Origin of the sequence: Vibrio salilacus (assembly GCF_002811245.1) — a bacterium.
In the GTDB taxonomy this organism is placed as follows: Bacteria; Pseudomonadota; Gammaproteobacteria; order Enterobacterales; family Vibrionaceae; genus Vibrio; species Vibrio salilacus.
Genome location: NZ_NIVQ01000007.1, coordinates 78,563 through 93,818, shown reverse-complemented (window position 1 = coordinate 93,818; position 15,256 = coordinate 78,563). Strand labels below are relative to the sequence as shown.

Annotated in this window: 12 protein-coding genes; 10 read left to right on the top strand and 2 right to left on the bottom strand. The window is 45.1% G+C overall.

Features of this window, described 5'->3' with window-relative positions; translation table 11 throughout:
* The first annotated feature begins 67 nt into the window (after positions 1-67).
* The 3 genes from guaB to CDZ87_RS07020 all read left to right on the top strand — a co-directional run bounded on the left by guaB (position 68) and on the right by CDZ87_RS07020 (position 4,705).
* Positions 68-1,531 carry an IMP dehydrogenase gene (gene guaB, locus CDZ87_RS07030; protein ID WP_038174900.1) on the top strand — a complete coding sequence of 488 codons (1,464 nt, stop codon included), beginning with the start codon at positions 68-70 and terminating at the stop codon, positions 1,529-1,531.
* Positions 1,532-1,656: 125 nt separating this feature from the next.
* The gene (guaA, locus tag CDZ87_RS07025) at positions 1,657-3,210 is read left to right on the top strand and encodes a glutamine-hydrolyzing GMP synthase (protein WP_100752843.1); all 1,554 of its coding nucleotides are present in this window, start codon (positions 1,657-1,659) and stop codon (positions 3,208-3,210) included.
* Positions 3,211-3,517: 307 nt separating this feature from the next.
* A complete protein-coding gene (locus tag CDZ87_RS07020) occupies positions 3,518-4,705 on the top strand; it encodes a tyrosine-type recombinase/integrase (protein WP_100752842.1) in 1,188 nt (395 codons plus the stop codon).
* A gap of 39 nt (positions 4,706-4,744) precedes the next feature.
* On the opposite strand, the gene CDZ87_RS07015 is transcribed toward CDZ87_RS07020, so the two are convergent.
* Positions 4,745-7,255 carry an N-6 DNA methylase gene (locus tag CDZ87_RS07015; protein ID WP_100752840.1) on the bottom strand — a complete coding sequence of 837 codons (2,511 nt, stop codon included), beginning with the start codon at positions 7,253-7,255 and terminating at the stop codon, positions 4,745-4,747.
* A 148-nt stretch (positions 7,256-7,403) separates the two neighbouring features.
* On the bottom strand, positions 7,404-8,465 hold the full coding sequence (locus CDZ87_RS07010; RefSeq protein WP_100752839.1) for a transcriptional regulator: 1,062 nt from the start codon (positions 8,463-8,465) through the stop codon (positions 7,404-7,406).
* 85 nt (positions 8,466-8,550) lie between these two features.
* Here CDZ87_RS07010 and CDZ87_RS07005 point away from each other — a divergent pair, with 85 nt between their 5' ends.
* The 7 genes from CDZ87_RS07005 to trbL all read left to right on the top strand — a co-directional run bounded on the left by CDZ87_RS07005 (position 8,551) and on the right by trbL (position 15,231).
* Complete coding sequence (locus CDZ87_RS07005; protein ID WP_001069954.1) at positions 8,551-8,778, top strand: helix-turn-helix transcriptional regulator; 228 nt, start codon at positions 8,551-8,553, stop codon at positions 8,776-8,778.
* Between the two features lie 12 nt (positions 8,779-8,790).
* Positions 8,791-9,786 (top strand): replication protein RepA, encoded by a 996-nt coding sequence (locus CDZ87_RS07000; protein WP_100752837.1) that lies wholly within the window; start codon positions 8,791-8,793, stop codon positions 9,784-9,786.
* 715 nt (positions 9,787-10,501) lie between these two features.
* On the top strand, positions 10,502-10,972 hold the full coding sequence (gene traJ / locus CDZ87_RS06995; RefSeq protein WP_001149534.1) for a conjugal transfer transcriptional regulator TraJ: 471 nt from the start codon (positions 10,502-10,504) through the stop codon (positions 10,970-10,972).
* Entirely contained in the window at positions 10,969-12,729 is a 1,761-nt protein-coding gene (traI, locus tag CDZ87_RS06990; RefSeq protein ID WP_000560767.1) for a TraI/MobA(P) family conjugative relaxase, read from the top strand. The genes traJ and traI overlap by 4 nt, the downstream gene beginning before the upstream one ends.
* A 236-nt stretch (positions 12,730-12,965) precedes the next feature.
* Positions 12,966-13,739 (top strand): P-type conjugative transfer protein TrbJ, encoded by a 774-nt coding sequence (gene trbJ, locus CDZ87_RS06985; protein WP_100752940.1) that lies wholly within the window; start codon positions 12,966-12,968, stop codon positions 13,737-13,739.
* Positions 13,740-13,741: 2 nt separating this feature from the next.
* Positions 13,742-13,939, top strand: coding sequence for a hypothetical protein (locus tag CDZ87_RS06980; protein ID WP_089071806.1), 198 nt, complete (start codon positions 13,742-13,744; stop codon positions 13,937-13,939).
* 2 nt (positions 13,940-13,941) lie between these two features.
* Positions 13,942-15,231: a P-type conjugative transfer protein TrbL gene (gene trbL, locus CDZ87_RS06975; protein ID WP_100752835.1), complete on the top strand. Its 1,290-nt coding sequence runs from the start codon at positions 13,942-13,944 to the stop codon at positions 15,229-15,231.
* Positions 15,232-15,256 lie beyond the last annotated feature (25 nt).

Below are 15,256 nucleotides of genomic sequence, written 5' to 3'. Positions count from 1 at the left end.
GCCCTCATTATGCGAAACGATGAGACCGGATTATTCTTTTTACTCCTCTAATTGTGAGATATTGCAAATGCTAAGAATTGCCAAAGAAGCGCTGACATTCGACGACGTACTGCTTGTGCCAGCACACTCCACCGTTCTCCCAAACACAGCTGATCTTCGCACTCAGTTGACGAAAAATATCACTTTAAATATTCCAATGGTTTCTGCATCTATGGATACCGTGACGGAAGCTCGTCTCGCTATCGCTCTTGCGCAGGAAGGCGGCATTGGTTTTATTCATAAAAACATGTCTATTGAGCAGCAGGCTCAAATGGTTCACCAAGTTAAGATTTATGAAGCGGGTGTGGTTTCTCACCCAGTAACCATAAATCCTGATGCCACTATCGCAGATGTTATCGCTCTAACTGAAAAGCACGGTTTTGCCGGTTTCCCTGTCGTCACTGATACTAACGAGCTGGTTGGTATTATCACCGGCCGTGATGTTCGCTTTGTCACTGACCTTTCTAAGAAAGTTGATGTTGTGATGACGCCAAAAGAGCGCCTTGCCGCAGTGAAAGAAGGGGCTACTCGTGAAGAAGTCCAAGAGAAAATGCACAAAGCGCGCGTAGAGAAAGTATTGGTAGTGAACGATGAGTTCCAACTGACCGGTATGATCACAGCGAAAGACTTCCACAAAGCAGAAAGTAAACCAAACGCTTGTAAAGATGAGCGTGGCAGCTTGCGCGTCGGTGCCGCCGTTGGTGCAGGTGCCGGAAACGAAGAGCGTGTTGCGGCTTTGGTTGAAGCGGGTGTTGACGTACTGCTGATTGACTCTTCACATGGTCATTCTGAAGGGGTACTAAACCGCATTCGTGAAACTCGTGCCGCTTACCCAGATCTCGACATCATCGGTGGTAACGTTGCAACTGGCGCAGGCGCTAAAGCGCTTATCGATGCTGGTGTTAGCGCAGTCAAAGTGGGTATCGGCCCTGGTTCTATTTGTACTACTCGTATTGTAACTGGTGTTGGCGTTCCTCAAGTTACGGCTATTGCCGATGCGGCTGAAGTGGCCAATCAACACGGCATCCCAGTGATTGCTGATGGTGGTATCCGTTTCTCAGGTGATATCTGTAAAGCGATTGTCGCTGGCGCATCATGCGTTATGGTCGGTTCGATGTTTGCCGGTACTGAAGAAGCGCCGGGCGAAGTCATTCTATATAACGGTCGTTCATACAAGTCTTACCGTGGTATGGGCTCACTAGGTGCAATGTCTCAAGGTTCATCTGATCGTTACTTCCAGTCTGACAATGCTGCAGACAAACTTGTTCCTGAAGGCATCGAAGGCCGTATCGCTTACAAAGGTCGCCTAAAAGAGATCGTGCATCAACAAATGGGCGGTCTTCGTTCAAGTATGGGCCTAACAGGTTCACCAACGATCGAAGAAATGCGCACTAAAGCTGAATTTGTCCGCATCTCTGGTGCTGGTATGAAAGAGTCTCACGTACACGATGTCCAAATCACCAAGGAAGCGCCAAACTACCGTTTGGGTTAACCAGCGTTGACGAGTTTTTGCTATGCAAGAACTTTACGTAAACGTTTGCTTTTCCTTGAAGCATTAAGAAGAGGTGAGTAAACTCGCCTCCGTTTTAATCACTTAGCCTAAAAAGACTGCTCAAAATGACTAAAAATATTCATGACCAACGTATTCTGATTTTGGACTTCGGTTCTCAGTACACTCAATTAGTAGCGCGCCGCGTACGTGAAATCGGCGTTTACTGTGAACTTTGGAGCTGGGATGTTGAAGAAGCGGATATTCGTGAATTCAACCCTGATGGCATCATCCTTTCTGGTGGCCCTGAAAGCGTAACAGAACACAACTCTCCACGTGCACCTCAATATGTTTTTGATTCAGGTGTTCCTGTACTGGGTGTGTGTTACGGCATGCAAACCATGGCAGAGCAGCTCGGTGGTAAAGTTGCGGGCTCTAACGAACGTGAGTTCGGCTACGCTCAAGTGAAAGTGTCAGGTGAATCTGCATTATTTAAAGATCTTGAAGCGACTCAAGATGTTTGGATGAGCCACGGCGATAAAGTGGTCGAAATTCCAGCCGATTTCGTCAAAGTAGCCCAGACAGACACCTGTCCTTACGCTGCAATGGCCAATGAAGAGAAGAAATACTACGGCGTACAGTTCCACCCAGAAGTCACTCATACTAAGCAAGGCCTGCAAATGCTAGAGAACTTTGTTCTTGGTGTGTGTGGCTGTGAGCGCCTATGGACTTCTGAATCAATCATCGAAGATGCGGTTGCTCGTATTAAAGAGCAAGTCGGTGATGATGAAGTTATACTAGGCCTGTCTGGTGGTGTTGACTCATCTGTCGTTGCAATGCTCGTTCACCGTGCTATCGGCGATAAGCTGACTTGTGTCTTTGTTGATAACGGCTTACTTCGTCTCAACGAAGGTGAGCAAGTTATGGATATGTTTGGTGACCAGTTTGGCTTGAAGATTATTAAAATTGATGCCGAAGATCGTTTTCTTGATGCGCTAGAAGGCCAATCGGATCCAGAACAGAAACGTAAGACTATCGGTCATGTTTTTGTTGATGTCTTCGATGAAGAATCGAAGAAACTAAAGAATGCGAAATGGCTAGCTCAGGGAACCATCTACCCAGACGTTATTGAATCTGCTGCCTCTAAAACAGGTAAAGCGCACGTGATCAAATCACACCATAATGTCGGCGGTCTGCCTGATGACATGGATATGGGACTGGTTGAGCCGCTGCGTGAGCTGTTCAAAGATGAAGTGCGTAAGATTGGTCTCGAGCTTGGCTTGCCATACAACATGCTTTATCGCCATCCGTTCCCAGGTCCAGGTCTTGGTGTGCGTGTTCTGGGTGAGGTGAAGAAAGAGTACTGTGACTTGTTACGTCGCGCTGATGCTATTTTTATAGAAGAGCTACACGCTGCAGACCTATACAACAAAGTCTCTCAAGCGTTCACGGTATTCCTACCCGTTCGCTCTGTAGGTGTGATGGGCGATGGCCGTAAGTACGATTGGGTTGTATCACTGCGTGCAGTTGAAACCATCGACTTTATGACCGCACATTGGGCACACCTGCCATATGACTTCCTAGGTAAGGTGTCTAACCGCATTATCAACGAAGTTGAAGGTATTTCCCGTGTCGTTTACGACATTTCCGGTAAGCCGCCAGCGACGATCGAGTGGGAATAATCCTCCTTTAAGAAAGGTCTGGCATTAACAGGCACTAAATCATACTTAAGTCCGCGTAATTGCGGACTTTTTTTGTTTTTGGCTTAGTCATTTTTGGCAATGTCTGGCAACACCAAGCACGGTTTGACCGTGGTATTTTGATGGGTATGATTCATCGGTAATGCCATGGATTACGCCCGATACCATGCTGAGTGTTTTTGATGGGGCATGGTATTAAATTTATATATCTATCTGTTTTGTAAAGATTAATCTCTAGTTTTTTAGAGGTTTTTCAGCATGGTATCAAACAATAATAATAGGTCGAAACATGCTCACTGATACCAAGCTACGCAATCTCAAACCCAAAGATAAGCTTTACAAAGTCAATGACCGTGATGGCCTCTATGTTGCTGTGACCACTGCGGGCTCTATTTCTTTTCGCTACAACTACTCGATCAATGGAAGACAAGAAACCATTACCTTTGGTCGCTATGGAGTAGGAGGCATCACGTTAGCAGAAGCGCGTGAGCGTCTCAATGAAGCGAAGAGAATGGTTACTGATGGAAAGTCGCCGGCCAAAGAGAAAGCACGTGCGAAGGCGAGAACGAAAGATGCTGAAACATTTGGTGCCTGGGCTCAGAAATGGTTGCGTGGTTATCAGATGGCCGATTCTACCCGGGATATGCGTCGCTCAGTCTATGCCCGAGAGTTAGAGGGCAAATTTGGCAATCAGAAGCTGACCGAAATCACCCATGAAGATCTACGAGCACTAACTGACACGATAGTAGAGCGTGGAGCGCCGGCAACGGCTGTACACACACGTGATATTGTACTCCAGGTGTATCGATGGGCGATTGAGAGAGGGCAGAAAGTTGAGAACCCGGCAGACCTGGTGAGGCCCGCAAGTATCGCGCGGTTTGAGCCAAGAGACCGAACGTTAACACCGGCTGAGATTGGTTTGATGTACCGCTATATGGAAAAGGTAGGAACCACGCCTTCGATTCGTGCTGCGGTAAAGTTGCTATTGCTGACTATGGTACGTAAAAGCGAATTAACCAATGCAACCTGGAGCGAAATTAACTTTAGCGAAGCGTTGTGGACGATACCTAAAGAGAGGATGAAACGGCGTAACCCTCACCTAGTATTTTTATCACGCCAGGCGATGGACATTCTGATCGCCTTGAAGACATTTGCCGGTGGTTCTGATTACATTCTTCCTTCCCGTTATGACTCAGATGCCCCAATGAGTAGTGCAACGATGAATCGAGTATTGGCATTGACGTATAAAGCTGCTCAGAAAGATGGTCAGTCCTTAAGTAAGTTTGGGCCGCATGACCTGCGTCGAACTGCGAGCACTTTGCTGCATGAGGCTGGATACAACACGGATTGGATAGAAAAATGCCTGGCGCACGAACAGAAAGGGGTAAGGGCGGTTTACAACAAAGCTGAGTATCGAGAGCAACGTGCATCAATGCTACAGGACTGGGCCGACATGATTGATGAGTGGATTTTATAGTTGATATTCAGGGGGAAGCTATTCCCCCTGAATTCTGATTTATATATCCATCAGTACATTACCCGCTTGTTCTTTTATAAGATCTGCGCCCTGTAATGTATTTAAGTACTTTTTCTCTAATTGTCTAACTTGCTTTGATAATGCTCTTTGTTCTTTAATATTTTCTCTCAAATCTATAACAATAGCATCAACTTGGTCTGTTGTTAGTTCAATCATTCCTGTAGAGCCTGTGTAAAACCTTTCAACTTGAATTGCTCCGAAACCTGCTCTCAAGTAATCACACAGATAGTAAGGGTCAATTTTCTTTTTGTCCACACGGATTATAGTTACATGCCCATCAGCTATTGCTGGTATATCTAAATCAAATACGGCAGCTTTTCCGAGTGTTCCATCGCCTGTTGATGACAGTAACACATCCCCTTTTTTAATTAGATTCCGATTTTCGCCTGCGGTTGCGGCTTGATCTAGAAAATCGTCATACACCGACTTTTCTATCCAGTCAGCGCCGTCAAGAATGATTGTTCCTTGCTTACTAATATTACTTCCTGACTTTATAACAACCGCATAACCTTCCTCTTCATCAACATAATTATCGGCTGACGGGCTTTTGCCTCTTGAGGTTATAATAGTATTTATGTCTGAGACTTTAGTTTTATGTTCTTTATAAATTTCTTCGATTTTATTCCGTGTTTCAGTATTCCAGTATTTAAAATCAAATCTACATGTTGAATCATTAACGATGTCTTTTGAATCAATATCAAATGCTTCCCAACAATAACCATTTCTATGACTGGACTTATCGTGGTTAAATACTTCTTTAGCTAATTGTTCTAAAAATTCGTTTAGTTTGAAGCCTCTTATTTTATCTCCCGAACCTTGATAGCCTAGTGAATCAACTTTGCATACAGTAACTTTATAATTGTCTTCAAAGTCAGTGTCTGGTTGAGCTCTACGTTCAAAATATAGCAAGCTTGATTTGACATTTATTTTATTAGGCTTAAAAGTTTCATTTGGAAGATTAAAAACACCAATAAGGCGGCATTGTTGCATTAACCACTTTCTTAATGGTGCCGAGTTTTCATTATTTAATACACCTTCATCAATTACAGTACAAAACTCTCCTGAGCCGGGTTTTAAAGATAAAACCATTTTCTGTAAGAAAAGATGCTGGCCTTTCCCACTTCTAATATCGAATTGTTCCCAATCCTCATTGGTTAGAGAGTCTGTTTCCGAAGTACCAAATGGTGGATTAGTTAGGATTAAATCACAGTCAGCTTTGTCCACACTCCAGTTTTTTGCATTTCTGCTAAGGCTATCTTCATGTTGAATATTTGTGTGGCCATCGCCTGCAATTATCATATTCATTTTAGCCGATGCAGCAACACCATCATTTGCATCTGAGCCGAAAAATATCTCTTCTTTAATCGCTTTTCGAGAGCGCTGGAAAGTAGTGGCATTTATTTCTCTAGAATTATACATTTCTGTGACTTTCTGTAAGGTATCTTGCATTAAAAATACTAAGAAACCTCCTGTACCACAGGCTGGATCTAGAATTTTTATTCCGGTTCCAGAAATAACAGCATTAACAATTTTTTTCTGACCAACGATAGCCAGCATCGCTTGTACTAACTCTCGTGGTGTAAAGTACTGACCTAGTTTCTTCCCTTTCAATGTTGCTCGAACAAAATATTCAAATGAAGCCCCTTTTGAATCAAGACTACAGTCACAAAAAGAAACAGAAGAAAGCTCTTTTACGATATATTGAAATGTTTTAGGGTTTTTAAGTTTTATTTTATCTTGTAAAACTTCACCGTATGCTCTTTCATCAACGATTTGTTTTATCATGCTAAGGATAGAATCTTTTACTTGATCTGCTTCACTAGCTGGTTTTAATGCTAATTCATGAAATCTATATGAATAAGGGAGTTTAAAATCTTCTTCTAGATCTTCTTTCTCTTCTAATAATTTTAAAAATAATAACTTCGAGAAGTCTGAAAACGCATTCTCTTCATTTTTTTCAATCTTTCGAATTGCACTATGACATTTGTAAAACATTGAATTAAGCTGGCGCAGTGCAAGCCCTGGACGAAATGGCAAACTCACATCATTAGATATTTTTATAATAGTTTCATGAGGATTTGCTTTAAGAGTAGTAACTACCTTTTTGAGTTGCTCCTTTGTTGGGATTTTATCTTGTACATTTCCATCCCATAATATTCTATTTTTGTTAGCTGAGTTGAAACATTGAATATCAATACCATTCGTTACAACAACGAATGGGACATTTACTTCTTTTGATGTTGCATATGCAATAGCCTGATCTCTATCTTTAGCTGTTAACTTTTTAGATATTTTTTTTGCTTCTATTAGAAATACAGGCTTCTTTTTACCACAAGTAACAAGTATGTCTATGTATCCTTTGGTATAGCGATCAGTAACAGAAACACCCGTTTCGAAATCCAGATCATCAACAAGGTCATAACCTCTTCGTTTTAGGTAAGGAAGTATTTTTTTAACAACAGTTTCGGTTTCAGTATTTATTTTGGTCATTTTTTGTTCGTTTAATCTATTTTAATTAGCTAGATAGTATCATGTGCTTAATCTGATAAGAATGGAGAAATTTACCGTTTCATAAGCATGTGGTTCTTTATGAACAGGTAACGTGAGAAGATAATTCCTCAACTTTTGATTTCGAATATTAATCAATTTCATTTAGCATGACATAACGAAACTCTTTGCGTACCGTGCTTAAAGCTTTAGAAACAGCTTGATTTGACAACGGCTTACCAGTGATTTCACCCAGCAATATACCAATTTGTTTATTAGAGCGGTTCTGTTTACGAAGAACCAGCATGCGTTTTTTATTGTCCGTTAGCCGAGAATCTACCATCTTTCGGGCTAAGTTGCGCAGTTCGGGCACATTAGTTGGGTCCAGTGAAGAGTCCAGCATGAAGTGGTAAAAGTACTCATCAATTAATCTATCTCCGGACTTAGCGTTATGTCGGTCTGGATGCGCGATTTGGCGTCGTAATCTCAAGACTTCTTGCTCAAATTGTTCTGCAGAGCGTCTGGCTTGCTTATACAGAGAATTCCAAGAACCATCATGAAGCTTGGGACGATGGTTTAGACAGTAATTCGTACTCAGATCCGGTCGCTTTTTCTTTCCGTCTTTTTCATCATTGTCACGATCATTGTTTTCTCTCTCAATATATCCGTGTTTCGTCCATGTATGCATGAACTGTGAAAACGCTGTTGGGCTTCCACACAAGGCACACAGTCGTGTTTTTTTATCCGACTTTAAACTGATATCAGGCGCTAGTTTTGATCTATTAGGTTTCTTTCCTTCACAAATCATAAACAATGATTTGAGCATATCTTGAGTCGATATGAACAGTATGTCTTGCTCTGTATGGGAACTCTTGCCAACAAAGTCGCGTAAATAAAAATGAATTTGGTCGGCTGTATAACGAAAACCTCTCAACTTGATGAGGTCACTATAGTTACACTTTTCTCTTGAGATGGGGCAAAAGGACAAATACTGGTTTGGAAGGCTACTCAAGTATTCCGATACCACGGGATCAATCACCTGTTTAATCAAGTTTATGATGTTGTGGCTTCTAGACTCTTCCGAGTATGAATGCCATTTCTCCCTAAAAATTCGAATGGCATTTGCCACAGAGTTGTCAGAATTCTCCCATACAGGAATATAAAACGGACCTAGTCGTTCTGACGCATCGATCTCAGTTTCAAATATTTTCATATCCAACTTTTTTGTCCAATGATTAGCCTAATCTACAGGCAGCTCCTGGCATTATCAACCCAAGAATGTTGAAAAGGAGAGGGGTATGAATCCATCAATGACAAACAAAACGCTGATAAATCGCAAAACCTTACTCAGCATGATCCCTTTGTCTGATCGAACCATCTATAACCTGGAACAGCGTGGTGAGTTTCCTCGTCGTATTGTTCTGACCAGCCGAAGTGTTGCTTGGGACCTAGCTGAAGTGGAGAACTGGATAGAAGAAAAGCGCAGGTCTGCGTTAAAAGCCGCAAGACCTGGTTTTATTTGGTAAGTCTGAGTTCACATGACGCTTAAAGATGTAACGGATGTTCAGGCTAGGGGAACTACTCGGCAAAAAAGTGCCTCGGGTGCCAGCGGTAAACTAGATCTAAGCACGAAATATATAGACAACATCATAGCAATCCAGGAGTGCAGTGCTCAGGAGGCTAATGAACTCGGTTTTATTGCTCGGCTTCTGATTCAAGCAACCATACCGCACAGTAAGCCAGAATCGAATGAGTGGAGTCGGAAGAATGGTAATTTCACAATGCACATGATGGCCCCCTCATCTGTAGGTTTGCCTTACGGTTGCTATGCACGTTTGCTTCTGGTTTGGATGACCACTCAAGCAGTAAGAAACAAGTCCAGATTGGATAAGGGTTATATCGGTGAGACAGAGGCGCGTAGGCTTGAATTAGGGAATTCTCAGAGAAGCTTTATGGCCGAACTAGGGTTATCGGGAACTGGGGGGAAAGATGGTTCTATTTCGCGTTTGCGTGAGCAGATGAGCAAACTTTTTAAAACCACCATTAGCGTTATGTTTACGGAACATAATGAAGGTGATGAATATATTTCTGAGGATGAGATTGGTGCCAGAGTAGCGGATGTTTCACATATATGGTGGAGCACAAAGCATCCAGATCAAAATTCATTATGGGGCTCTTGGGTAGATCTGTCGCCAAAGTTTTTTCAACTGATAACAGATAAACCAGTTCCTCTAGATATGAGGGTATTACGGTTGATTAAGCGTTCTCCTATGGCTCTCGATATATATTGCTGGGCAACATACCGAGTCAGCTATTTAAAACGTTCAACAGTCATTCCTTGGGAAGGGCTAATGGACCAAATAGGAGCCAATTATCCTAATACTTCTCAGGGGCATCGAGATTTCAGAAAACGGTTTCTCGACGGGCTTAAAAAGGTTCAATATGCATGGCCAGAGCTAGATGCTACTTCAACCGAAAAAGGATTGCTTTTGAAACCAAGTGCTCCGCAAGTACCTCGACGGACAAAGAGGTAGAGTGAGCGGCATGAAACATTATGTACGCACCATTCTTGATGTTATTAAGCCTGGGTATTTAGAAAGTTATCCACGCATGTTCTGTCCCGCTTTAAAGGGGGTATTTTGCGCATGTTCTGTCCCGGCTTACGCATGTTCTGTCCCGGAGTGCGCATGTTCTGTCCCGCGAAGTGCTAAAAATCTTTTTAATAACAGGTGGTTGTAGAACCCCCTATAGTACTTTCCTGTAGGTATACCTATATAAAAATTAACCTGTAGTTAAGCAAACAGATATTGTGGATAAGATTGATAAAAATAAATGGCTTAAAACTGTCAATGAAATCATTTTTTTGGAAGTTATTTATTTTTAACTTAATGAAAATAAAGCATTTTTTATTTTTCTCCTTGGCGTCTAAACATTCATTGACACTTGAGGGGCAGTTAAACACGAAGGCTTTGAATTTAGCCTAGAGCGGAAAGTGTAGGAAAGCTGTGTTTTTCTGTGTCGTGATATTGAGTAAAGCCAATACAGATAAATCACTATAAGACCGCTATTTTAGCGCTATTAAATCACTATAAGTGCGGTGTCATACCGTGATAAGTGGCGGACTTATCGGTTAAACAGGTTTACACAGGAATAAACAGTTAAATACAGAGAAATGCACAAGGGCATGCATAACTTTCCGTGATAAAACCAAAGTTGAAATGCGGGCAGGATGTGTGAAGTAGGCCCTCCATGCAAGCATGGCGAAGCCTCTTCACTTATGACTTATTCGCACCTTCGGCACTCAACGTTGATCCTGCCCTGCGGGGCCTGAGAGAGGATACACAGATGGAGAACAACACAAATAAGACGACGAGAAAGAATAGTCCTCCGATTAAGGTCTATTGCCTACCGGAAGAGCGTGCGCTGATCGAATCCATGTCAGCACAGGCTGGGCTCAGTGCTTCGACCTATTTGCGCGAAGTCGGCCAAGGCTATCGTATCCAGGGAATTACCGAAGCAGAGCATGTACGCGAGTTAGTGCGGGTTAATGGTGACTTAGGACGTCTGGGTGGATTGCTGAAGTTATGGCTTAGTAATGATGCCAAGGTGGCACATGTTGGGGCCAATACGATCTTGGCAGTGCTTAATCGTATCGAGGCGACGCAAGATCAAATGAGTTCACTTATGGAGTCTATTCTTCGCCCGAGGGCGGACCAATGATCGCCAAGCATGTACCGATGCGTTCTCAGGGGAAATCTGACTTTGCAGGCTTGGTGAATTACATCACCGATCACCAGAGCAAAGAACATCGACTTGGTAGCGTTCGTTTAAATAACTGTGAAGCGGAAACCGTGCGCGATGCGATCAGTGAGGTGTTGGCGACTCAGTTTGCGAACACCCGAGCAAAGAGTGATAAAACCTACCACCTCATAGTGAGCTTTCCTAATGGTGAACAGTTAGAAGCGCATACTTTATCCGCGATAGAAGAGCGCCTTTGCCAAGGCTTGGGCTATGGCGAGCATCAGCGTGTCAGTGCTGTGCACAACGATACGGACAATCAACATATCCATATCGCGATCAATAAAATTCATCCTACGCGTAACACAATCCATGAGCCTTATTACCCACATAAAAAGCTAGCGGAAATGTGCGAGGCCATCGAGCAGGATTTTGGTTTGCAGCAGGATAATCACATACCGCGCAAGCGCGGGGCCGAATCGCGTGCCATGGATATGGAGCGGCATTCGGGTATTGAAAGCTTAGTGGGTTGGGTGAAGCGCGAATGCATGGACGAGATTAAATCAGCCAATAGCTGGCAGGCGTTGCACCAGGTCATGCAGGACAATGGTTTGCAGTTAAGAACCAGAGGAAATGGTCTAGTGATCGTTGCCGACGGTGAAGCGATCATCAAAGCAAGCACCTTAGGACGTGAGTTTTCTAAACCCAAACTCGAAGCGCGCCTTGGTCCCTTTGAAGCGACTGCATCGGATTCTGTTAAGCCGAGCCGCCAATATACACACCGACCTGTTCGCTTGAAGGTGAATACCACCGAGCTATATGCCCGTTATCAAGCAGAGCAGAAACATGCCGCAGAGAGTAAAACGCAAGCCCTTGAACAGGCTCGTCGTGATAAAGATCGACAGATTGATAACGCCAAGAGGAAAGGGCGTGGCCGTCGCGCAGCGATTAAGTTGACCGGTAGCAATAAGCTTACTAAGAAGCTTTTGTACAAACAGGCCAGCGATGCATTGAAAAGCGAGCTTGAGCGTATTCACAAGCGTTACCAAGAGCAACGGCAAACGATATATCAAAGCAATAAACGCCAAGCCTGGGCGGATTGGTTAAAAAGCCAAGCATTGCAGGGAGATAGCGAAGCCCTCAAAGCGCTACGTAGCCGAGAGTCTGCACAAAAGCTTAAAGGCAACACACTGAACGGGGATGCAGTTCAGGCAGAGCTCAAAGCAACGGTCGATACGATTACGAAAAAAGGCACCATTATTTATCGAGCAGGTAACAGTGCTGTGCGTGATGATGGTGAGCGTCTACAAGTGTCGACGGCTTCCAACCAAACCAGTGTTTTAGCTGCGCTAAAGGTAGCAATGGAGCGTTACGGTGATCGTATTACCGTGAATGGCTCGCCTGAGTTCAAGGCGCGAGTGATCAAGGCGGCAGTAGATGGCAACCTGTCTATAAAGTTTGCCGACCCAGGGCTAGAGCGTCGCCGTCAGGCATTAATAGCCCAGAGCAAAAAGGCCAAACGGTCAGATAAGCCTGGTGTGTTACCGATTGGCAAAGTGCCACCTTCACGCCGTGGCCGGTTGCAGAATCTATCTCAGTTAGAGGTTTTAGCTATTCAGTCAGCCCCTGTAACTGAAAAAGCGGTGGTCATGCCAGCATTAGAGCAGCGTAAAGCCAAGCTGCAAGCTGAGCAGGCAGCTAAAAAAGCGAAACGACAACATAAGAGCCGATCACGTTGATGTGATGGCAAAGGAATCGACGGAAGCCCTAACCGCTTCGGTTGGTAATGACACCGATGTTTAACCCTATTTGACCGCGCGTTTAACGGTGTCGCGCTGGTCGGGCGCCGAGATAGTAAGTGGCGAGCTAGCTCTGTACAGGCCCACATTCACCGCTGGTAACGGCAGGAGTAGGGAGCGAGCCCTACAGGTTGGTGAATGCAACTTTTAGTCATAACAACTAAGAGTAAATGATCATGCTAAAACGAAAAATTTTAGCGGCTAAAATTCCCGTGCTTGCCATCTCCTTGGCGTTAAACCTTTCTAATCCTGTATATGCGGGGATTCCGGTTGCTGATGGTACGAATCTAGTTCAGAACATCATGTCGGCAATGGAAGCTGTTACACAGACTGCTAAACAAATTCAGCAGTATCAAACCCAGTTGCAGCAGTACGAAAATATGCTGCAAAACTCGATGGCCCCGGCTTCTTATATTTGGGACCAGGCGCAGCGCACCATCAACGATCTGAACCAGGCGACCAACACACTCGCCTATTACCAAAACCAGCTTGGTAGCCTCGATGCTTACCTAGGCAAGTTCCAGGACGTGGCCTATTACCGCAGCTCGCCTTGTTTCTCGTCGGCGGGATGCAGCGATGCCGAACGGGTCGCTATGGCCGAGAACCGCCGCTTGGCATCTGAATCGCAGAAGAAGGCCAACGACGCGCTGTTTAAGGGCCTGGAGCAGCAGCAAGACAACTTGCAGGCCGACGCTCGACAGCTCCAGCGTCTGCAATCTGCCGCCCAAGGCGCGGACGGCCAACTGGCCGCCATTGGTTACGCTAACCAGCTCGCTAGCAACCAGGCCAACCAGCTCCTGCAAATCCGAAGCCTGTTGATTGCCCAGCAGAATGCCGTTGGCACTCGAATGCAGGCGGATGCTGACCGCGAAGCTCAATATCAAGCGTCTCGTGAAAGGTTGTTCGATATGGGCGAGCCAACCGACCGTTCAGAAAACAGGGGGTTTTAATCATGAAGAAAATCACCCGACTTTTTATCGTTAGCGCGTTGGCCTCTTTTGTTCTGGTGGGGTGCGGTGAAGATGACGGGCCAAACCCTGCAACGATCAACTGTGACAACCCGAACCTGACGAAAGAGCAGAGGGAGGAAGGGAACTGTCTTTGGGATATGGGCGAACCCACGGATCGCTCCAAGAACAAGGGGTTCTAATCATGAGCAAGATATTCATTCGACTTGTGATGCTCCTAGCAGTTGTACTGACTTCGCAAACTGCGTCAGCGGCCATTGAGCCTAATGGTGTCTTGGATGAAGTGGCCGTGCGTTTCATGACGGCCAGTGCTACTTGGGGCACGGTAATTACAAACTATGCCGCCTGGCTGTTCTGGACGCTGGGTACTATATCCCTTGTTTGGACTGGCGGGACCTTAATCCTTAAACAAGCGGATATAAGGGAGTTCTTTGCCGAGTTCGTGCGCTTCATCCTGACGTTTGGTTTCTTTCTCTGGTTGCTCAGAAACGGCCCAGACTTTGCGACGTCAATCATCGACTCGTTGAGAATGATCGGTGCTCAAGCCGGTGGCCTTCCGAGAGACCTAACCCCGTCAGAGCCTATTAGTATTGCGTTCGACATTATTGTGAAAGCTGGTGAGTCCTACAGCATCACAAGCCCGATAGATAACTTGTCTATCTTCTTAATCACGCTGGCAATTTTAGCATGTATGGCGGTAGTGGCGGCCAATGTGTTGTTGGCCTTGGTGACGGCTTGGATATTGATCTATGCCGGTGTCTTCGTGCTGGGTTTTGGTGGTTCGCGCTGGACTTCAGATATAGCAATCAACTACTTCAAAAGCGTATTGGGCGTTGCTTTGAAGTTGATGACAATGACGTTGCTCATTGGCATTGCCATGTCGATCATGGACGGTTTCTATGCCGATCTATCCAATGATGCCCCTATGCGTGAACTGCTGGTGATCTTTGTAGTTTCACTGGTTCTCGTGATGCTTATTCACTCGGCTCCCAATGTGGTCGCCAGCCTGGTTCCTGGAGGCGGCGCGGGGGCAGGTGCAGGCAGTATCAGTGCCGGAGCGATGGCCGGAGCGATGGCCGGAGCGGCTGTTGCCACTGGTGGTATGGCTACCGGTGCAGCAATGGCTACCGCCGGCGGTGCGTCTGCTATTCAGGCTGCATTTGCAAAAGCAGGTGAGAACGTAGCGAACAATACTGACGTTATGTCGAGCCTGGGCGGAGCATTTAGCGGTGGCGGCGATTCTGACGAAGCTGGCTCCTTCTCTCAAGCTTCCGGTCAATCTTCTGGCGGCGGCTTTAAAGGTAGCGCTGTAAAAGCGGGGCGTATTGCAGCGGATACCGGTGCGAATTTGATGAAGGGAATGGGTGATATGGCCGGGGATAGAATCAGCGGCACTACCGGAGGTCGTCTAGCCAGTTCGATCCGAAACAGTACGAAATATAACGGGAATGATGACGATAAGGAGGGCGACTGACGACGCTTCCCCTGCATTTGACAAC